At 38.9% G+C, this 21,407-nt stretch carries 20 protein-coding genes; 12 read left to right on the top strand and 8 right to left on the bottom strand.

The window, feature by feature from the left end; all coding sequences use genetic code 11:
• Positions 1-30 precede the first annotated feature (30 nt).
• From ICN38_RS03315 to ICN38_RS03300, 4 genes are all read right to left on the bottom strand, one after another.
• Positions 31-1,281 (bottom strand): hypothetical protein, encoded by a 1,251-nt coding sequence (locus tag ICN38_RS03315; RefSeq protein ID WP_216255074.1) that lies wholly within the window; start codon positions 1,279-1,281, stop codon positions 31-33.
• A 22-nt stretch (positions 1,282-1,303) separates the two neighbouring features.
• Complete coding sequence (locus ICN38_RS03310) at positions 1,304-2,971, bottom strand: hypothetical protein (protein ID WP_216255071.1); 1,668 nt, start codon at positions 2,969-2,971, stop codon at positions 1,304-1,306.
• A gap of 134 nt (positions 2,972-3,105) precedes the next feature.
• Entirely contained in the window at positions 3,106-4,089 is a 984-nt protein-coding gene (locus ICN38_RS03305; protein ID WP_216255069.1) for a hypothetical protein, read from the bottom strand.
• Between the two features lie 411 nt (positions 4,090-4,500).
• Complete coding sequence (locus tag ICN38_RS03300; RefSeq protein WP_216255067.1) at positions 4,501-4,749, bottom strand: helix-turn-helix domain-containing protein; 249 nt, start codon at positions 4,747-4,749, stop codon at positions 4,501-4,503.
• An 81-nt stretch (positions 4,750-4,830) separates the two neighbouring features.
• On the opposite strand from ICN38_RS03300, the gene ICN38_RS03295 reads away from it, so the two are divergent.
• The 9 genes from ICN38_RS03295 to ICN38_RS03255 all read left to right on the top strand — a co-directional run bounded on the left by ICN38_RS03295 (position 4,831) and on the right by ICN38_RS03255 (position 13,368).
• On the top strand, positions 4,831-5,835 hold the full coding sequence (locus tag ICN38_RS03295; RefSeq protein ID WP_216255062.1) for a YqaJ viral recombinase family protein: 1,005 nt from the start codon (positions 4,831-4,833) through the stop codon (positions 5,833-5,835).
• Positions 5,832-6,581 carry a recombinase RecT gene (locus ICN38_RS03290; RefSeq protein WP_216255059.1) on the top strand — a complete coding sequence of 250 codons (750 nt, stop codon included), beginning with the start codon at positions 5,832-5,834 and terminating at the stop codon, positions 6,579-6,581. The genes ICN38_RS03295 and ICN38_RS03290 overlap by 4 nt, the downstream gene beginning before the upstream one ends.
• Before the next feature lie 150 nt (positions 6,582-6,731).
• Positions 6,732-8,000: an NAD(P)-dependent oxidoreductase gene (locus tag ICN38_RS03285; protein ID WP_216255056.1), complete on the top strand. Its 1,269-nt coding sequence runs from the start codon at positions 6,732-6,734 to the stop codon at positions 7,998-8,000.
• Positions 7,997-9,586, top strand: coding sequence for an FAD-dependent oxidoreductase (locus ICN38_RS03280; protein ID WP_216255053.1), 1,590 nt, complete (start codon positions 7,997-7,999; stop codon positions 9,584-9,586). The genes ICN38_RS03285 and ICN38_RS03280 overlap by 4 nt, the downstream gene beginning before the upstream one ends.
• Before the next feature lie 119 nt (positions 9,587-9,705).
• A complete protein-coding gene (locus ICN38_RS03275) occupies positions 9,706-10,677 on the top strand; it encodes an SDR family NAD(P)-dependent oxidoreductase (protein ID WP_216255050.1) in 972 nt (323 codons plus the stop codon).
• Complete coding sequence (locus ICN38_RS03270) at positions 10,670-11,626, top strand: NAD(P)-dependent oxidoreductase (protein WP_216255048.1); 957 nt, start codon at positions 10,670-10,672, stop codon at positions 11,624-11,626. Before ICN38_RS03275 ends, ICN38_RS03270 begins: the two co-directional genes overlap by 8 nt.
• Positions 11,602-12,318, top strand: coding sequence for a sugar phosphate nucleotidyltransferase (locus ICN38_RS03265; protein WP_216255046.1), 717 nt, complete (start codon positions 11,602-11,604; stop codon positions 12,316-12,318). The genes ICN38_RS03270 and ICN38_RS03265 overlap by 25 nt, the downstream gene beginning before the upstream one ends.
• Positions 12,311-13,036: a glycosyltransferase family 2 protein gene (locus tag ICN38_RS03260; RefSeq protein ID WP_216255043.1), complete on the top strand. Its 726-nt coding sequence runs from the start codon at positions 12,311-12,313 to the stop codon at positions 13,034-13,036. The genes ICN38_RS03265 and ICN38_RS03260 overlap by 8 nt, the downstream gene beginning before the upstream one ends.
• Entirely contained in the window at positions 13,033-13,368 is a 336-nt protein-coding gene (locus ICN38_RS03255; protein ID WP_216255041.1) for a DUF2304 domain-containing protein, read from the top strand. Before ICN38_RS03260 ends, ICN38_RS03255 begins: the two co-directional genes overlap by 4 nt.
• Positions 13,369-13,394: 26 nt before the next feature.
• Here ICN38_RS03255 and ICN38_RS03250 read toward each other — a convergent pair whose 3' ends face one another.
• Entirely contained in the window at positions 13,395-15,293 is a 1,899-nt protein-coding gene (locus ICN38_RS03250) for an acyltransferase family protein (RefSeq protein ID WP_216255037.1), read from the bottom strand.
• Between the two features lie 333 nt (positions 15,294-15,626).
• Here ICN38_RS03250 and ICN38_RS11575 point away from each other — a divergent pair, with 333 nt between their 5' ends.
• The 3 genes from ICN38_RS11575 (at position 15,627) to ICN38_RS03235 (ending at position 18,157) form a co-directional block, all read left to right on the top strand.
• Positions 15,627-16,187: a DapH/DapD/GlmU-related protein gene (locus ICN38_RS11575; RefSeq protein ID WP_304609479.1), complete on the top strand. Its 561-nt coding sequence runs from the start codon at positions 15,627-15,629 to the stop codon at positions 16,185-16,187.
• A gap of 88 nt (positions 16,188-16,275) precedes the next feature.
• Positions 16,276-16,575 carry a hypothetical protein gene (locus ICN38_RS03240; protein WP_216255034.1) on the top strand — a complete coding sequence of 100 codons (300 nt, stop codon included), beginning with the start codon at positions 16,276-16,278 and terminating at the stop codon, positions 16,573-16,575.
• 16 nt (positions 16,576-16,591) lie between these two features.
• On the top strand, positions 16,592-18,157 hold the full coding sequence (locus ICN38_RS03235) for a hypothetical protein (protein WP_216255031.1): 1,566 nt from the start codon (positions 16,592-16,594) through the stop codon (positions 18,155-18,157).
• A gap of 2 nt (positions 18,158-18,159) precedes the next feature.
• Here the strand turns inward: ICN38_RS03235 and ICN38_RS03230 are convergent, their stop codons facing one another.
• From ICN38_RS03230 to ICN38_RS03220, 3 genes are read right to left on the bottom strand one after another with little or no spacing between them, the layout of a single operon-like run.
• The gene (locus tag ICN38_RS03230) at positions 18,160-19,098 is read right to left on the bottom strand and encodes a glycosyltransferase (RefSeq protein ID WP_216255028.1); all 939 of its coding nucleotides are present in this window, start codon (positions 19,096-19,098) and stop codon (positions 18,160-18,162) included.
• 34 nt (positions 19,099-19,132) lie between these two features.
• On the bottom strand, positions 19,133-20,500 hold the full coding sequence (locus tag ICN38_RS03225) for an NAD(P)/FAD-dependent oxidoreductase (RefSeq protein WP_216255021.1): 1,368 nt from the start codon (positions 20,498-20,500) through the stop codon (positions 19,133-19,135).
• A complete protein-coding gene (locus tag ICN38_RS03220; protein ID WP_216255018.1) occupies positions 20,490-21,407 on the bottom strand; it encodes an NAD(P)-dependent oxidoreductase in 918 nt (305 codons plus the stop codon). The genes ICN38_RS03225 and ICN38_RS03220 overlap by 11 nt, the downstream gene beginning before the upstream one ends.

The raw sequence follows: 21,407 nt of genomic DNA, 5'->3' as shown, positions 1-21,407 counted from the left end.
TATATAGCTACACAGCTATTCAGGCAAGTATTAACGAGAGGAAGCGGCTCCCTGACAAATCGCACTAATTGCAGGTATACGTAATAGCTGGCTAGCAAGTAATTGATGTCCAGCGGCATTCCAATGATTATCATCAGCAAATTCAAAGCGCTCACCGGTGCGATCAAACTGCGCAATCATGGCTGGGCGCAAATCGAGCACCTCAAAGCCCTGGGCACGAGCTTGTTGAATAAAATAAGCACGCATGACTGAGAAAAAGGAATCAATATCCTGACGCCCCTTGGGGGTATAGATTTGGGGGCGCTCTGCATCAACGCTGAGCACAATCGACTTGGGTGGTAACTGGGCTAACTGCGGGAGTCTTTGCAAAAATTCATCAACGGCTTTTTGCGAATCTTGTAATTTTTGGGCATCGTAAATACGCCTTGCATTTCCCACGTATTCTGAATGAGGATCTTGTGCGATAGGACTCACTACACCAGCAAGGCTTGTATCTGATTTATTGCCGGACTTCATCTCTTTAGAAATGCTCTTGCCCTGAGATGGCGCCAGTAATTGCTGACGGTAGTCTTTCCATAGATTAACAACCCCAACATTACGCACCAAATATTGAGCCAATACTGAGTGACGCAGCAATCGTGTAATCACGCCTTCAGACTTAAATGGAACAATAACTAAATCTGATGCGTCCTGAGTCAATTCAAAAAACTGCATCCCGGGAACCCCGCCCCCATTGGAACTACGTTGATAACTCAATAAGCTTTCGTCAAAATCGTTACCCACAATATTGATCACCATCGCTTTAGGAGCAAAGGTTTTGCTTGCATAATCAACCCAAGACAAGTACTGACTCAATGGAGCAAATTGAGCGCCAAAGGAATACACCCTAGCATGTTCAGAGCAATTCTTTAATAGATTGGCTTCAGTGGTATTGGCGTAATCTACCTGCATTGCCTCAATATAACTGTCGCCAATAATGGCAATCAAGGGCTTAAGACTTTGATTACCATCGTTACTTTGAGCCGCAGGGATATAAGCTTGATCACTAATAAATCCCACGTTGTTGACCTGACGTTTGCGAGCACCCGTCATATCCCAATGATTTGAGCGTTGAATAGTGGTATTGGGAATAAAGGAATAAATCGCACTTTCGCGGTTGACGGGCATGCCTGAGAAGACTGGGAAAAAGCGGAGTGCAATCTCCAATGTCAATGGGATAAGCGCCAAGCCAAGCAAAACGGCAATCACACTAAAGAGTAATGATTTCACTTTGGAGTTCATAGGCCATTATTCATCAATACACTCATTGGCAAGCCGTCACGGCATCCGCTACTGTAAAGACACGATAGGTCGGCGCTGAAGGTGATGCAAATAGGGCTTTTGTCGGTGAGACACGAGTTAGGGGAATCGCATCGACGCCTTTAGTCCATAGGTAAATAAAATCCTCAATCAAGCCTGCTTGATTAATAAAGACATTCGTCACAAGGTATTGTACTTTTTGCTCTTGTAGATACAGGCACAGCTTGCCAGAGCGTAGCATCGCCTGATAAGGCATGTTATTGACTAAGCCATCGCCATTAATGATGTGACGCGAAGCAAAGTAACTTACTGCGCCCGCACCATCACGCTGAAAGATCACCGCATCGGCAGGGGTGTTTGCCGCCAACCACTGCCCCATCTCTTTAGTCGGGTCCGAACTATGCGCCCAGCCAAATTTAAAGATCCATAGGAGCGCACCTAGAACAAGCGCGCCACATAAAGGAGTTGATGCCCAAACCGAAGATAGCGCTGATTGGCTGGCATTCTGACCATTTGAAGTTGTAGAACTATCTAGATTAGGTGGAGATAGTCTTACTGTTGAAAGAGCATATAAAAACAGAGCAAAGCCTAGCGCCTGATTAAAGTACCAAGAACCCAAAGCGCTCACTTCCAAAAAGAGTACTAGAAAATAAGCGCTATAAGCAAGTAGCGCGCTGAGCGTGAGGATGAATGGCCAAGGCAAGGTCTCAAACTTCGCCAAAATGAGACTTCTAGGCAATAAACTAATTTCACCCTTGAGCTGTGTAATAGATCGGTAGTTCAATAGTGCAGCCAAGAGCAAACCCAGGACCACCAGCACTCGAAGACATAAACCAGGAATGAATATTTGACGCAGCTTCTCAAGATCAAACCCCGATTTGAGCCATGAAGAGACGGAATAAATATGGCCAAAATGGGTATAGTTAAAACTCATCGTGGCCGCAATCCCCAGCGCTACACCTACAACCAAGATATAGGCCATCTTTTTCTGCCCCAATATCCAAAGCGCCAGCGCCACTCCACCCAGGATAAAAAAGGCATCTAAGCGAGAGAGGACAATCAAGGCACTGACAACACCAACCAAGATGAAGCGCATCCTAGAAGGCAAGCTCACTACCAAGGATTGATTGGCTGAGCGTGAAGTGACGGATACAGGACTCAGAATCGGGATAACCGTATTAATTAATACAGCAAACAAAAATCCAAACAAGGCGCTCTCTTGCCCGATATCGGCAAAGGTACATAAAAACAGATAGGCAAAATAAAACAAGATTAAAAACAGCGTCTTCACCTGTGCGTGAGCAAGCAAGCGAACGTAGATCAACGCAGCGCCAATACTCAATAAGTTTTGGAGCATGACAACGATGCGAATACCCTGCTCACCGGTGAGCGCAATCACCGATCCAACAACTGAGAGTAACCAAAGCCAAAGCAGATGAAAACCATTGGTTTGATTCAAGCCATCAAAGCTGTATCCTAGACCATCTGCATGATTGCGCGCGATGACCATATAAAAAAACGAGTCGTCGTGAAAGAGATTAAGCAGAGCTGATACCGGAGCCAAACTCATCACTGTCGCGCACCCCAGACCCAACAAGAGCCAGAGCGCCCAAATGCGACTCGCGCTCTGAGTATTTTTTGAGGATGACAACGAACGAGTATTAGCGCTCATTTTGAATAAAAATCATATGGTGATGATTGTATCGAGAAGGGCCTTTCGATAGGCCAATTTGGACTCTAAAACCATATTGGCGTTTTGAATAAGCCTTTGATTTACTTAGAAAAAAGCACATTTCGTTTTGCATATCACCCGCCCTCACCCTTAAGACTGTTAATGCTTTGAAAGTGCTTTTGCATGCTGAGCAATGCCTCGCGCTTATGCTTTTGAATCTTGGATAAACGCTCAATGATGGTGTGAGCCAAATGCGTCTCTTTAATGAGCACCAAGTCGTATTGATCAATCTCGCGCAATTCACGCTTTTGCAAGAGATACCATGACTGCATCCAATTGCGAATCTGCTCCTTCCAGGCCATAAAGTTCGCCTGAAAATACATCTCCATCGCAAAATCTTCGATCACGGTAAATAAAAATTCCAGATCACCACTCCAAGCCGGATTAAATTGATCTCGCTGCGGTGCAAGCAAGGGTGGTAAGCCATCGCGCTCACGCACCCACTGCTCAAACCCTTCAAAGAGTACATCAAAGTGAATGCGCATCTCTTCTAAGTCGGTAAATTGTCCTGAATCGTAATCGCGTACCATATTGTTGTATTGTCGCCAGGCTATGTCGGCATATTCGACTTGCTTAGAACCAAAGCGCTTACTCATATTGAGAAAGTAATCGGGTAAGTGCTCCCGATATCCTTCTTCAATACCAACGAGCGTAGCAATAGATTTTCGATCCATTTTGGCAAAAATGGATTCTTGCTCAATGCGAATGCGCGCCTCCATCCGCCGACTGCGCCAGCGACAATCAATATACTGATTGGCTAAGTCAGCCTCAATACAGCCTTGAGGGGCAAAGTCGCTATAGACATCACTAATCAATTGCTCGTATTCGCGCGCATCTTCATAAGGCAGTAATTTGGATTTGGCATTGCGCGCATGTTTTAAGGCATTATGCTTTGAGCGGTTTTTACCAGCCGTACTCTTAGGCCCTGTATGCCCAGAAGATTTTTTTCGCCCTAAAGAATCTAAGTCCGGATTGCTCTGCTCTTTTGTTGTCACATTAGCTTTGCACTCGTCTACATTGCCAATAGAGGCATTACTATTATTCAGTTTAGTCATCATTCACACTTTCAATTAAGTTAGTACGACACAAATCCTTTTGGAAATTGCCAAAAGCAATCCATGCATCATTCAAATCACATTAAATAAAAGGCCACAATGCAATACGATTGCAATTTGTTATTGATGGTGTGTGCGCAAATCGTGCGCAGATCCATCCGCGATAACTTCAGTGGTTTGACTCGATCGTGAGCCAAAGATTCCGCGTTAGTGAATTTCACACCAGGCGACACAACAATGCTGAACACCAAAGACTTCGTGTGGCGCCTTCTTGAGCAAGTACTGTCAGCAAATCCGATCGTGAATTTACTAAGATTGACTACCTGCTTTACGCCATGCTTTGATGCTTTAGCTTTACTACCGGCCTAGATAAAATCGTTAGCTAGGTCTATTACTGTATAAGTATACAGTACTTTATGATTTTGGAAAGCCTTGTTTCCAACGGATGCCTGCGCCCTCTTCAGGGCTGCCAATAAATTCGATACCAGCGTTTTCAAAAGCATTTTTGATTGCATCTAAGGTCTTGAAATTACTGGCAGGTATGCCACCAAAAGATTCGAGACGCATCATAGAAGCAAAGCTAACCCCCGAATGTTCAGCCAAATCCTTACGTGACCAATTTAATAGCCCTCTAGCAGCACGTATCTGAGCGCTTGTAATCATCTCAAAAATACCTTAAGATTAATCAAAATGATTAATTTATTAATTGTTTTAGTTAATTTATTCACCATATAAGGTAAAAAAATGCTTAATAATCAAGATTTTACAGCCAATCGCACCAAATACCTAGGAGGCTCGGATATTGGGGCCATTTTGGGTTTTTCTAAGTACCGCACTGCCGTAGATGTTTGGCTTGAGAAAACTGGGCGCGTAGTCAATAGCATAGATAACCTTCCAATACGCTTTGGCACCTTTGCCGAAGAGTTTGTTGCTAGCGAATATGCTGCTCAAACAAGCTTTCAACTGATCCATAGTGAAAAAGGTATGGCTCATCCCAAATACCCCTTTATGGTCGGACACATTGATCGTTATGTATTTGGATCCGGCAATGAATTAAGGGGGGAGTTATTTGATGAGGACGGATCATGCGCCGCCTCTCATCTTTTAGAGTGCAAAACTGCTAGCCCATTTAATCAATTAGATTGGGGTGAGCTTGGTACCGATGAAGTGCCCATGACTTATTTGGTGCAATGTCTTTGGTATTTAGCAATTACCAATTTAGAGCGCTGTGATGTGGCAGTGCTTTTTGGTAATAGCGACTTTCGTATTTATGAGGTCTATCGCGATAAGGAGTTAGAGGATCTCATCATTGCTAAAGCAGCTAGCTTTTGGAATGATTATGTTCTGCTCGATACCCCGCCGCCAGCGCAATGTGAAGCCGATTATCAACAGCTCTTTAAAAAGGAGATTTCTGGCAAAGTAGTGGAAGCCGATTCTCATGCTTGCGAACTATCTAGTAAGTTGCAGCTACTCAATAGTGAGATTGAGTCCAAAGAGCTTGAAATTTCCCAAATTAAGCAAACCATCATGGGACAAATGGGGGAAGCGGAGGTGCTCACCTATCAGGGCCAGATATTGGCAACCTGGAAGAGTCCCAAGCAAAGTTATCGCCTAGATAGCAAACGTCTAGAGAAAGAGCATCCCGAACTCATCCCGCAATATCAAATGCCCATACAAAATACACGGCGCTTAGTGATTAAAGAGCTCCACTTAGAGGGCATCAATAGCGCCTCAGGAGAAATGGTATGAGAATCAAGCGCGAACAGCAAAAAATGGGTAAGAGAACCTTTACCCTCAAGGAGTTAGCCCAGAGAAACTTTAATCCCGCGTTAGATAGCCAATCACAAAAATCAGAACTGGCAAATGGCCTGAATGGGCAATTATGTCTTTCTCAGATTGAAGAAGACTTGCTTGATTTCACAACAAAGGAGAGGTCTAAAGCATTACCAGATAGTGCAAAACCTAAAGATATAAGTAAGATGAGGGTTAATACAGAGCAAAGCCTTGCTTTACCAATTGAACTCATCTCAAAACTGATTCAAAAAGAAATTAATAAAACAGCGCAAACTCTAGAGCTCGAAGAAGATGAATTGCGAGCCTGGTTAGATATGCAAGTCATGACCCCTAAGCAAACTCTATTAACCCTTCTTCGCATTGCTAGAGAACATGCTCTTGACCCCTTAAAAGAAGAAGTAGCGCTAGCTTTATATGATGACTGCCATTGGCAGGCCTACATCACTGTTGAAGGCTATAGCAAGATACTCAATCGTCATCCTGCATTCAATGGAATTGCATTTACCGAGTCAGAGGAAAATAGAGAAGGTATTCCGATATGGATGGAATGCGCCATTTATCGAAAAGATAGAGTCCAGCCTACAGTAATTCGCGAGTACTTTGAGGAAGTTAAAAACGATCAAACAATTTGGATGAAGATGCCAAGGAGAATGCTAAGGCACAGGGTATTGCAGCAGTGCGCTCGGCTGGCAGTTTGGTGAAGATCAAAACTCCCTTTATTTGGAGCACCCAATGGCTTTAACATTCATAAAGTATTTCAAGCATACTGTTATAAAATCATTAAATGATGTAGGCACTTTTCCTGGCGCCAAATCGAAGCTTGAAAATAGGCAAATAAGACCAAAACCAATATGAAAATTGCTGTTACTGGCCCTACTGGATATATTGGATCTAATTTTGCCCCCATGGCCCAAGCCCAAGGCCATGAAATAGTCTTCTTATCACGAGCTCAACCGCAGAACCTAAACGGGCGCTGGATCCCTTACGATTTAAATGATTCAAATCCGCCTAATTTACCCGGCGATGTGGAAGTAATTCTGCACCTTGCATTTCAAGCTGGCGCCTCTAGGAATGTCTTGCGAATCAATGAGCTTCAAAGCGCAAAAAATATATTGTCTGCCGGAAAAAAAATTAACGCCCGAGTAATCTTCTTATCCAGTCAAACAGCAAGCAAAGATAGCCTTACTGACTATGGTAGAACAAAATGGGAAATTGAGCAGTTAGTAATTGACAGTGGGAACATTGCCGTTAGACCTGGACTGGTATATGGAGGTGAAGCAAAAGGATTATTTTTAAATCTCATTAATACCTTGAAAAATTGCTCTTTCATACCTGCACTTTCCCCGTCTCCAAAAATTCAACCGATTCATGTAGTAGATCTCTGCAATTGCTTACTAAAAGTAATGGCGCTACAAAATTCTTCTACAAAAATTTTCTTTTTCGGAGAAAGAAAGTCCACATCATTTACTTCGTTCATGCAATTTTTAGCCATTAATTACCTCGATAAAAAAATTGTATTTATACCCATTCCCACTCTGTTAGCACTATGGCTACTAAAGCCGCTAAAATATAGATGGGCTCAAGCCTCCCAACTCGTCTCCTTGATCACTCTACCTACGATGAATACAGATAACTCTTTGGGTGAGATAGATTATGAGCTGATGCCTTATATCACCAACAAAAAGCAGGGTACCTCCATTTATCGAGCAGCATTGCTTGAAGGTTTTATTGTTTACTCGTACATCACAAGACAAAAACCACTTTTACAATCCTTGCGAAGCTATGCTCGGTTAATTCAACACAATAGAAATAATTTAAGTCTAGGACTCCCTAGCTCTTTCTTATATTTCCCTCAATTGCTTTGCGCGTATGACATACAACGTAATCAAAATGCCTGGATACAGGAGTTAAATTGGAGAACTCAGGCTGCCAGCCTTTTGATTGAGGCCTCTCCTCAAGGGGCAATCAAGCTAATAAAAACTAGTCATGATTCTTTTCTTGCCGCCGGAGTAAGCATCTCTATCATTGTCTTTAAGGAGCTTTTCTTAAGAGCTCTTGGGGCAATAGTTCGCTCATGGATTGCAACGCTTCCTCCGTCATCATGGAGAAACAAACTATGACTGAGCCATTTGATGTCATCATAGTTGGTAGCGGCCCCGCAGGTGTCTCGGCTGCATTCCCCCTTTTAGAGGCTGGACTCAAAGTTCTAATGGTGGACGGTGGAAAGCAACCCTCAACCCAATCACCAGCTAAAGATTTTTTATCTTGGCGAGAACAAGATTCAGATCAATTTAAGCGCATGGTCGGAAAAGGCTTTTATGCCTTAAAGCATTCGCAAGATGTAACCCCTAAAATGCGTATTCCCTCCTTATCCTATGTATTTAAGGATTATGAGAATCTAAATCAAATCGAATCTAATGAATTTTCCGCCATAGGCTCGCTATCTACCGGCGGTCTCTCGAATGCATGGGGCTGCGGTGTTTCAGAATATTCCGAATCAGAATTAAGTGCATTTCCTTTTGCGGCATCAGAGTTAACTCCATCGTACCGATCAATAGCAAAACGAATTGGCATTAGCGGCGGCGGAGATGATGCACTACAGGCATATCTCGGTCTAAACGATTGCTCGCAGCCGCCTATTGGACTCGATACATTAAATGAATACCTGTATCGACGATTCCAACAAGCTAACTCTAAAAAGAGAATTGACCCCAAGTTCTTACTGGGAAGATCCCGTGTCGCCATACTGTCTCAAAATAAGCATGATCGCCTTGCCTGTAACCTCTGTAGTAATTGCCTTTGGGGTTGTAGCCGAAAATCTCTTTATTCTGCCGCAGATGAAATTTCAAATCTTAAAAGATTTGTAAATTTTACTTTTGTACCAGGCTTTATCGTAACCTCGCTGCTGCAGAAAAATGGACTATGGAATATTGTCAGCTCTGGCTCCTCAGATACTGTAAGTAGCACTTATAGCGGTAAAAAAGTTTTGTTAGCAGCGGGCACGATTGCCACCACTCGGCTTGCTTTATCTGCCGTAGGGCACTTTCAAAAGGTAAACATCCTTTCATGTCCAACGGCCGCGTTTCTACTCTGGCTTCCGAAATTTTTAGGGAAGGGTTGCGATCTGGGCCTGGGGACAGCCCAACTTTCTTATCAAGTAGAGCTAAAAGGTGGGATATCAGGATTTGGCTCAACGTTTAGCACTACAGGAATACCTCGATCAGAGCTATCTAAAAGATTACCGCTTAAAACCCCAAATAGCTTTAATCTACTCAAAAATCTTCTGCCTTCCTGCGTCATTGGCAATCTATTTCTCCCTGGACAATTAAGCAAAACAACCGCTGAATTACTTTCTAACGGAAAATTACATATAGATTACGTAAGTAACGACCTAACACCGAGCTTAATGTCACAGGCTCAAAAAATACTCGGTACCAATTTTAGAAAAATGGGCGCCTTCATATTGCCCGGAAGCTTTTCGATGGGGTCGCCCGGATCTGATATTCATTATTCTGGGTCTTTACCCATGAAACTAAACCCCAGGAATGGAGAATGTCACGCAAATGGCGAGCTGGCATCTCTTAAAGGCGTATATGCCATAGATGCAAGCTGCCTGCCGTATTTATCAGAAAAACCCCATACGCTAACAGTCATGGCAAATGCCGATCGTATTGCCCGAATCATAGTCAAAATGCATGCCAGTTAATCCCTCTGGGGCCCAATATTCGTGACTTAGGAGGTGCATAAGTTAAAATTCAAGCGTTAAAGCTCGTGTATTAACCCATGCAAAAAGCGAGCTATTCTCTTGGATCGGGAAGATTATTCATGAAAATTTTAGTTACCGGGGCAGCAGGTTTTGTTGGCTCTCACATGGTTGAAAAATTGGTTGAGGATGGGCATGAGGTTCGAGCTATGATCCACTATAACTCTGCCAATAATTGGGGCTGGCTCGAAGAATCCAAGGTCAAAAACTCAGTCCAAGTGATTGCGGGCGACATCAGAGATTACGACTCTGTTTTTTCAGCAGTAAATGGCGTTGACACTATATTTCATCTTGCAGCTTTAATTGGGATTCCATACTCTTATGTATCTCCCATGGCATATATCAAAACAAATATTGAGGGCACCTACAATATTCTTCAATCTGCCCGCACTCTTGAGACGCCCAATATTCTAATCACTTCAACAAGTGAAACCTACGGTAGTGCGCAATACATACCCATGGATGAGCTCCATCCGATGGTAGGCCAATCGCCATATTCTGCCTCTAAAATTGGTGCAGATAACTTGGCTGTAAGTTACTTTCGCTCATTTGCAACACCAGTCAAAATTGTTCGGCCATTTAATATTTATGGCCCAAGACAATCGGCTCGCGCAATTATTCCAAGTATCATCACCCAAATATTGGATGGCAAAAGAGAAATTAAATTGGGGAATACCTCTCCTACTCGTGACTTCACGTTTGTAAAAGACACGGTTGCCGGATTTTTAGCAATCTCTCAAAATGAAAAATTTAATGGGGAGTATGTCAATATCGGCATGGGAGAGGAAATCTCTGTTTTAGATTTAGTCAACCTAATCTCAGAGCTAATTGGTGAAGAGATAAAAATTACCTCAGATGAGCAAAGAGTTCGACCTAAAGATAGCGAAGTCGATCGACTATTTGCCGCCAATAAGAAATTAACGCAATGCACTTCCTGGCAACCGCAATTTACTCTTAAACAAGGTTTGTCTGAAACGATTAATTGGCTAAAACTTAACCACTCTAAGTATAAATCTGATCTCTACAATGTCTGATACGCGATCCACTGGATTACTAAAGAGCAAAAATATCATTCTTACCGGGGGAAGAGGATTTATAGGTGCCCGTCTTGAACAGCATCTCAAGCAATTAGGTGCCAATGTTATAAAGCTTGATCGAGAGACTTGCGCAGACTCAATCGCCGTAGACTTTAACAATCCCGAACTGATGAAGTCTGTAGTCCAGCAGATTAATAGTACATCACCAATTCATCATATATTTCACCTAGCTGGGCAAAAAAGCAGCTCCGCATGCAAAAAAGATTCATTAAATAGCCTTTCCAATACTACAAATAGCACCTTAAATTTACTCGAGGCTTGCAAGGATTTAAATCAGCTTAATAGAATCATTTTAATTTCCTCGATTGGTGTTTATGGATCTGAAGAAGATGGCCATAAAGACCTCTATACAGAAGCAAATCCCCCAAAAACAGAATCCATCTATTCCTCAACAAAAGTAATAACAGAATCCCTAGGACTTGCCTTTGCAAAGGAATTTAAAGTCCCCACTCTTATTGTTCGCCTTTCTAATGTTTACGGCCCCAACCAGCCAATGGGGGCACTTATTCCAGATCTGATATCCCAAATGCGCGACCCCAATGCTGTCATAGCCATGGGAAGCGATGTTCCCATTAAAGATTTTATTCACATAGATGATATTCTGAGCGGTCTAACCTCACTTATTACCACTAAAAATATAGGTATTGGAGAGATATTTAATCTCTGCTCTGGGGAAAAGTCTTCCGTTAAGCAAATCCTGGATCGGCTTGTAAAATATACTAAATTTTGCGGAACTATCGTAGTTGACCCGAATAAAATAAGACCTAATGAAAAGCTATGTTTAGTAGGAAGTAATGCAAAACTACGATCTGCAACTTACTGGCGCCCCAGTAGATCACTTGAAGAAGGTTTGAGAGAGTTATGCCAAATAATGAAACAAAAGTAGTTATTCTTGCAGGCGGTAAAGGGACGCGGTTTCACCCATTCTCCTTTGTGATCCCTAAGCCGCTAATGCCGATTGGGCAAGATCCAATACTTTTACACCTTATCAATCAGTTCAAACGAGATCAGTTTAAAAATTTTATTGTCTCCACCGGCTACCAAGCTGAACTTGTCATGGCCTACTTTGGGAACGGCCAAAAGTTTGATGCCAATATTGAATATTTTCACGAGGATCATCCACTTGGTACTGCGGGCCCACTTTCGCTAATTGCATCTCAATTTGAAGATGATGAATACTTTTTCCTTGTAAATGGTGACGTCTATACCGAGCTTTCATTTAAGAAAATGAAGGATTTTGCAATTGATAATAGTTTAGATATTGTGGTTGGTTGCGTAGAAAAAATAGAAAAAAGTAGTTTTGGAGTGCTTGAAATTGACTCATCAAAAATCAAAGGGATTATTGAAAAACCAGAATCAAAATTTTCTATTAGCTCAGGAATCTATGTACTAAATGGCAGGGCTGCCTCACAAATTCCATTTAATGAATTCTTTACTATGCCTGACTTGATTAATGCTTACTTAAAAAAAGGCTTATCAGTAGGCGCCTATATGATTTCTGACTTTTGGATGGGAATTGAAAATGTGGAAAACCTGGATGAGGTATTAAAGAGAACTGAAAGAATTAAAAATGGGTAATAAATATCTAGTAGTATTGGCAAGCTTAAATGAAGAATTGGCAATCGGAAATGTACTTGCTGATATTAAAAAATTTATCCCTGATGCAGATGTGTTAGTTGTAGATGGTTATTCAAGAGATAAAACCGCTGAAGTTTCGCTGAATCATGGTGCAAAGGTCATTCAAGTAGACAAGGCTTACGGAATTGCTGGAGCAGTTGAGGCGGGAATACTTTACGCATCACAAAACAATTACTCTTATTTAATTCGTCTAGATGCTGATGGGCAGCATCCCCCAGAAGAAATTGCGAAGATTTTAAGTTCAAATTTGGAAAGTAATGTAGATTTTATCATTGGCTCTCGTTACTTAGGCGAAGCTGACTATACCGAATCCCTTTTGCGCAAAGTCAGCATTTCATCCATCTGCTTTTTGCTAAAGGCTTTGCATAAAGTAAAGGTGACTGATTGCACCTCTGGATGCCATATTTACTCTAAAAACTTAATTGATTACTTTGCCACAGATTCTGCTTTTGAATATTCGGAAGTTAGAATTATATGGATGGCGCATGAAGCAGGATTCAAAATTCAGGAGACATTTATTAATATGGCACCTAGATTGACGGGGGAATCCTCTTTTTCTCCCCTCAATGCAGCAAACTACATGTTCAAAAATTTACTAGACTTAGTTCTTTCTATGCCAATTTTCTTTAAAATCAATCGAGGCAAAAATTCAAAATGAGCTTAAGAGCAAGAATAATTTGCATTATTTTGGGACTTTTGATTGTTATGGTGATTTCCTTCTTTATTCGCAGAAGAAGAATTTATACCGTTCATGCAATTACCTGGCTGAGCTTGGGCATGCTATTTTTAATCATGGGCGTATTCCCAGTCCTAATTGAATACCTAGCTCGTCTTTTAGGTATTTACTTTGTTCCCACGGCAATTATTGCCGTAACCCTTGGTAGCCTATTAGGCACCGTTCTACATTTGACAATCATCGCATCAGAACAACATAAGAAAATTCGATCCTTTGAAAAAGAAATTTCTATTCTTAAAATTAAAAATAAATAGTCAATTTTAAGTCTGCACAAAAAAAATTAAGGAGAGACTCTAGCTATATAGTCACTAACAATAGATTTTTTTCCCGCAAGCAATTCTTTTGCAAATTCAAATGATAGATGATTAGTATCGTAGGTAAAAGGAATTTTATTTTTACTCAAGATAATGCAATTACTTCCCTCGCAAAAAATAGATTTTTTGCTTAAGTAAAGATAGTTAAATTCTTCACATACTCTCTTTAATTCACTTTCATTAAAGTCCTCATTTTGTATTGACTTTTTTATTTTTGCCTCATCTAACCCATATTTATTTATCAGTATAGGCATTTCTTGGTCTAAGGAAAGATAGTTCCCAAATACTATTACCCTATCTATGCCATTTATATGCAGGTATTGTAAATATGATATCAGATGATCAGGTCTATACCATTTCATGTAATTATTTATTACGATTAAGTTAAACTTTTTCAAATATCCTACATCGACCCTAGTTTTATTTAGGGCTTTACATTTCTCCAAATCAAAATGATCCTTGGGCGCAATAAGTTCTATATTCCCATATGGTGGACATCCAGGTAATGTAGATAGCGAATAGTTTAAGTCACTAAACTCACTCACAAATGCATTAAGTGCATCGATTGAATGACTGTCGCCAATGATTAAAACGTTCTTTTTATTAGGATCAATATCATCACACTTGTCCCAGCCTTTTTCAATGCAAATTTTTTGTCGGACTGAGAAACGTAACTCTTTTTCTTTTTTTACTTGATCAGAACTTAAGATTTCATAGGGCCTCCATGGCCGCCAATCCCATCCATTGTTGAAGGACTGTGATAAACCAATCATAATTAAAATTGAAAATAAAATGAAGCATTTAATTATGAAACTTGAATTTTTACTTCTAATTCTTCTAAATGGCGATTCTACAAAATAATAACTTATAGAAGAAATGACTATTGAAGCTGTCAATATTAATAACGAATCAAGCAATGTATATTTGCTAACATTAAACCCAATACCCCAAAAAACAACTATTGGCCAATGCACCAAATACAGAGAGTAGCTTATTTTTCCAAGAAATGAGAAGCCTAGATATTTATATAAAGAAACCAAATTCTTCTGCTTATTGGCTGAGATGAATAAGGCAGCGCCCATACAAGGTACCAACGCATTAAAGCCGGGGAAAAGCATTTTTTCATTAAAGAAAAAGATGCTATAGATTAGCAGGGCTAATGCAAAGATAAATAATAAATTAGAAAGTTTTTTAAATTTATCTAAGTTAACCCAATATAATAGCCCTCCTAAGGCAAATTCAAATACCCTAAATGGCATTATGAAAAAAGAGGCAGCCTGACTCTTAGAAATCATATATTGAGCGCCTAAAAGACTAAGCAATCCAATAGCCAGAATTAAAAAGGGAAGCAGATCTTTCAATTTACTTCTAAACGATAAAACCATTCCCATAAATATCGGCCAGAGTAAGTAGAATTGCTCCTCCACTCCTAGTGACCACGTATGTAATAGAGGTTTAACGTATGAACTAGCATCGAAATAACCACTTTGGGTATAAAAATATATATTTGAAGCGGAAAGTGAAGCAAAAATTAGTGAATTTCCATACTGGCTCAATAAGCTTGTTGAGAAAAAAATTATTGCTAGTAAAGTACTTAAAAATAATGTAAATATTAAGGCTGGAAAAATTCTTCTAGCTCTTCTTATAAAAAAAGATATGTAGTTAATATTATTATTTTTTAATTGCTCATCAATTAAAGTTTTAGTGATTAGATAACCACTAATTACAAAGAATATATCTACACCTAGAAACCCGCCTTGAAAAAGATCAAAGCCCGCATGAAAGAGCAGTACCGATAGAACAGCAAATCCTCTGAGGGCCTCAATATCTTGACGATAGTTAATTTTTTCAAAGGTAAAATGCATAATTATGATTAAATTTATACGCTACGAGATAAGATTGTCCGCTTAACCGATACTATAATAATGCAACAAATTAATTAAATACATGAATATGCACATCCAATGATCCACGATTAAATTACCTATATCATTTAACTATAGATTCAATAAAAGCAATAAATTTATTTTGAAGTATTTAAAACTTAGAACTTTAACCCTTTAAATTAGCAAAACTTATAACTAAATTTGAATTTTTTGTAAGACTCCTAACTAAACAAAAATTATATCCACCTTGACGACTTTTACTACAAATGAAATATATTATTAATCTAAATATCTTCCTGTTTAATCCTTTATATGGCTAATATTCATTTGTTTCTAAGAAATAAGTTGAGGGGCATTTCAGTCGTTACCTTAATCAGACATGAAATTGAGGGATGGCTTTTTATGCTTACATCCCCATTCCCCGGCTTGATTGGATTTTTATTAAGATACATTACTGGCAAACTCCTTTTTAAGTCAGCGCATGGAATGCAATGGATTCAACCAAAGGTTATTTTTGTGGACGCCTACAAGATCCATATAGGATCTAATGTTGCCATCAACTCAAATACATATATAAATGGCGTTGGTGGCGTAGAAATACAAGACTATGTTTTAATCGGCTCTAACGTCACCATCTCATCTGGTAAGCATCCTATTGACGGGAGGCACCCAGAAGTAATTGAAAGACAGGTAATACCTTTAAAAATCACTCTTTGTAAAGGTGTTTGGATTGGTTCAGGTGCAGTTATTATGCCGGGCATTACCTTGGGGGCGGGTTCAATCATTGGTGCAAATGCGATAGTTACTAAAGATACCTTACCCAATTCGATTAATGTGGGAATTCCGGCTCGATGTATAGGTTTTAGAGAATAATTCCAGATTACCATTTATGAAACTCTCCCTCCTACAATTTATTTGCCTCGTGAGCTATGCAATCATTATGGGGGGTAGCCAAATCCTAATGGCAAATGCATCTTCTCAACTTGGAAATAATTATTTTTCTAAGGGGATATTTTTTGCTATCACCAATAGTTGGTGGCTCTATATTGCACTCATTTTCTATGTATTTGCTACTGCGGTTTGGCTTTTCTTGCTCTATAAGATTGATATACGAATTGCATATCCCATCGCCTCAACAGCAGTGATTTTTGCAGCGTTAATTCAATGCTATAGAGATGGTAAATCTTTGGATACAAGCTATTGGTTGGGTCTAATTTTTATAGTCATTGGCATTGGTCTAATAAACCTTAAGCAAAACTAAGACGGATATTCGCCATATGAAGATTAGTAAATCTAAATTATTCAATATTTATATGCCGATAATTTTAATTGTCTCAGTATCTATAATACTTGCCATTATTAAGGTGAGAAGTGGATCTTACTTTCAAGGAGATACAGGAAATTATTATATTTTGCTTGAGAATATTCATAGAGGATTAGGGGCATACAACCAGTTCATGGCAACCCTGATCGACTATTCATATATAGAAAAATTACACTCTATTGATGTGTTAGAGTTCTGTAAAAAATCTTTTGATAGTGTTGCTCATGGCGCCGAAGATTTTAACCACTTCAGGTTCCATTACTATCCAATACTTTATCCACTATCCATTCTGCTATATGCATTCAGTGCTCCTTATGTAACTCATTTTATTGATATCTTTTCATTTATAGCATTCCTATATTTATCTTATTACATCTTAGTCAAAAATAACTGTGGATCAATAACAAGCCTCTTAATAGTTATCGTGATTAGTTTTCATCCGGCATGGTCATGGTCAATTCAGGGTGCGCCATTTCCCGATAGGATATATCTTCCATTTGGTCTCTTGGCTTTCTACTTAATAGACTTCAAAAATAGTACCAAATATGGCATTTTGGCACTAACAATTTGTGGAATGATAGTTGAAAAGGTAATTCTATATTCTGGAATATTTTTAATTCTTCACACCATACTTTTTTATAAAAAGAATAAGAATATTGCTGCGCGATTAGCCTTTGGTCTTTTTATGATTCTAGTATTTGAATTACTAAAACGCTATCAGCTGACCGCCAACCCCTATTACGAGTCGTTCATTAATCTGTCGCCGAGTGCGCTACTTAATCTTTTTAAAGAGTCGTATTTTTTTAATGGCACTTTATCGTTTTTACTAGTTAACTTACCATTCATGCTAGTAATCCTAATAAAATCACCCAGATTATTCATCATAACTTTTGCCATGATGGTTCCAAATATCATCGGCAATATTGGGGGGGCTGAAAAAACTGGGTATTTTACTCACTACCATACACTTTATTTCCCATTTCTTATTTACTCATTCTGTATAAGCATGGCTGAAATCCACAAAGACCTATTAAAGAAAAATCCAGCACTAAGATCTCTTCAGTACTTCTTATTACTCTTAGTCCTTGCGTACTTCTATGGAATCAGTTTTTCACAATCCCAAAAATTAGTTCTTAACTATAAAAACGATATCTCTTATTTGAGTTACTTTTCCAGGATATATAAAGATAAAAACAACTATGAATTTATTACGCAACAAGTTGATAAATATATCCCGCGAGATTCTAGAATAAGCTCTGTGGAAGCTGGCTGGCCTTATCTATACCAACACCTTAATTCCTCATTTTTTCCCTACAATATTAATACTGCCGAATTTTTAATTGTGAATTATTCAGAAGTAGAAGGTAAATATATTTACAGTGGAGTCACCTCATTTAAAGGCGTGGAAGCAACAAATGCGATGAATTCATGTCTTAATGACAAAATTGAGCAGGCTAAATTTAATACTAAGAATCCAATTAAGTTAAGTGGCTCCCTAGCGATTCTTAAAAAAGAATAGGCTTATTCTTGAATAGTTGAAGCGCAAGTTTCTTCAATAATGGCTGCGTGCCTAGATTCTCTTTCTATATAGATCCGACCTATGTACTCACCAAGCACCCCTAGGAAAACGAAGTTAATTCCAAATCCAAATAAGGTAATTATTGAAAGGGCTGCAACACCGCTGGCAAATGGCGCCCCTAAAAATAACTTAGCAAATAGAAAATAAAACATTAGTACGAAAGAAATTAAAGAAACAAGGGCACCAAAAACAGCCATTAGTCTTAATGGCGTTATAGTTCCACTTACTAATCCATCCCTTGCATAAGCCAAATATAGCGGTATATTTCCCTTGGCAGTGCCTTTCTCTCTAGCTAGTCTTTGATAGTCGATACCTATAGTACTAAATCCAAGTCTAGAAATTAATCCGGGTAGGTAAGGATCAAACTGGATTTTTTTTAATTCATCGATAACCTGCTTATCTAAAAACCAAGTACCACTTTCTATTTCAACCTTATATCCCTTAACAAAATTTTCGAACTTTCTATATGCTGCCCTTAAAAATCCAAGTGATTGTGATTCAACCCTGATAGATCGCTTTCCATAGATGACCTTGTAGCCAGATTCCCAGGACTTAATAAAATTACTTATAAGAAATGGTGGGTCCTGTAAATCGCAATCAAAAATAACACAAGCGTCATCCCCTGAATTAATAAATCCAGTATAGATTGATTTCATATACCCAAAGTTCTTAGAAAATCGATAACCGCGTACGTTTGGGTGCATACCAGACAACTTCTTGATTACATCAAAACTTCCGTCAGTACTATGATTATCGGTAAATACGAAGTTAAATTTGTAATTCACAATATCTTTAGTATAGTTATTGAACGTAGTGTAGAAGTTATCGATATTCTCTACTTCGTTATAAACAGGACATAAAATTGTAATAGTTTTCTTCATGTATTCATTAGTAATTTCAATTTAGTGTTTAGTACTATTTGCCAACAATACCAATTTCAAGACCTCTTAAAATGCAATCATCTGACCAAAAATATTTCCACTGACCAAATCTTCCTGCCAATATAAGATTTCCCATTTTTTTGTTTAATGAAGGCTGGTTGAGATGATCCCATTTTGACATAGGCTCTAGATCATCAGCTTCCCTATCTAGTCCATAGCCGGCTAACCAACCTAGAACAATATCCTGATTCTCTCTTCGCCTATGATTAAATATTATGTTTGCATTCTTTATATAATTAGTGTGGACAGATAAACAAGAATCAATTATGTTCATTTTTTGAAGCTCAACTTTCACATAATTTGCAATTTCTGAATGGCTTTTTTTGAATGGCTTAAAGTTCGATTCGTATATCTCAACTTGAATGCCCTCGGGTGTTGCAGACAATGTATCGTCAGTCAATGAATTCATTGATGTAATTCTTGTTGCATACATAGCATCATCATATACATACATCCAATGGAAATCTTTCTTAAGCCTATTACTAGCCACAATATTAACTAACAGCAAAGAGGTGCAATCTAGGTTACTCGCTGCCTCCAAAACATTAAAAGGTGCACCTGACATTTTAATAAATTGCGGTAACGGCAATGTATTGATCAGTTTATTAAAAGATACGACCCTATTATCTGAAAAAAGGATCTGTTTTTTTTCGAGATTAATGGACTTAACAGTGCTTGAGTACTCAATGTTTGCATTTATCTTTATTTTATTCAAAAACGATATAAATCCCCCTGCCTTTGGGTACCTTACCTTATTTATATAGTGTGTTTTTTCTGGCTGAATGCCTCTGTAGCCATTCTCAACAACTTCTAAATCAGGGCGATATACTCTCTCCCCTAACCAATCAACAGCCAATTCAGCAGACCCTACAGTCCAATATTTTTTTGTGTATCTCTCAGGAAGATTTTGTGTAAATACTTCACCAAAAGAACTTTTTAGCCAATCCAAATAGGATGAAGATATATTGTCTTGCTGATTTAAAGTTCCACTTGCCAACATCTGTTCATAGCATTGTGTGCGAAGAGGCTCTTTCAAAAAACTCAAATTAGATTGTGCTGGATGAGGAATATAGTCTCCAAAATAGTAATTGCTAACATTCACCGGAAACTCTGAATACTGGCCCCCCACAGACTCCTCAAATAATTTCTTTACATATTCATTTTTTGTAAATGAAATATGAGGGCCCTCGTCCCAACAAACTGAGTCAACTTTATGCGTATAAGCATGGCCGCCAGCATAGCTATTGGCTTCATATATTTTGCATTTATCATGCCCCAAGTGATATGAAGCACTTAGGCCCGATATTCCAGCGCCAAGAATTGTGTATTGTTCAGTCGGCATTTTGTATTCTTTTCAATTCAATTAATTCTAGAAGCCCTACCTCCAAAGGCACTGTCGACTCCCAGCCATCCAATTTCTTAAACCCAGTCCAGGGCTTCATCACTTCACGCGCTCGATAGTCTCGTTCGCCCCACCCAATAGTTGAAGTATCAGACATTAATTTTTGGATTAATTCCACCATCTCTTTTAAGGAGACTAATTTTTGGGAAGATATTCCGAACTGTCTATGGGTTGAAGGAGTTTCATTTGTCAGCAATAAAGCTGCTCGTTCATAAGCCCTTACAACATCTTTTACGTGAACAAAGTCTAGCATCTGATCACCAGGAGAAAATATTAAAGGCTTATGATTTTGAATGCTTGAAATTACATAATCAACTAATTTACCTCTACGATCTCCGTATCCATAGGTATCGAATAATTTTAACGTGTATACCTTAAAACCTTTTACTTGGACATAGTAATCAATGATTTTTTCAAATGCTTGCTTTGTAGCAGCATATAAATTTACAGGGTTATAGTCACTATCTTTATAGTGCTCCCAACTTGTTCCGGTATTGACTAGACTTTTAATGTTTGAATTTGACATAGCCTCAAGAAGCTGCGAGCCAAATAGTAAGTTACCTGAATATAAATTGTCTAAATCTTCAGGTTGATGTTCTGCAGAAAAATATGCTGCAAGATGAAAAACAATTGTTGGCTTTATATCAACAAGTGCTTTAGTTATTGAATCATATGAACCATCATATTTGTGAATTTTTTTTACACCAATTAACCCTGAAAGCTCAGCAATCTTTTGCAAATCCCTGCAGAGCAAATTAACTTCCCAGCCATTATTGCTTAGATATTTAGCTAAGTTCTCCCCGATAAATCCAGTGCCACCAGTTATCAGAGTAGTCTTATTCTTCAT

Source organism: Polynucleobacter sp. AP-Melu-500A-A1 (genome assembly GCF_018882125.1).
Classification (GTDB): Bacteria; Pseudomonadota; Gammaproteobacteria; order Burkholderiales; family Burkholderiaceae; genus Polynucleobacter.
The sequence above is the reverse complement of the archived record's forward strand: the minus strand, read 5'-3'. Positions and strand labels throughout refer to the sequence as shown.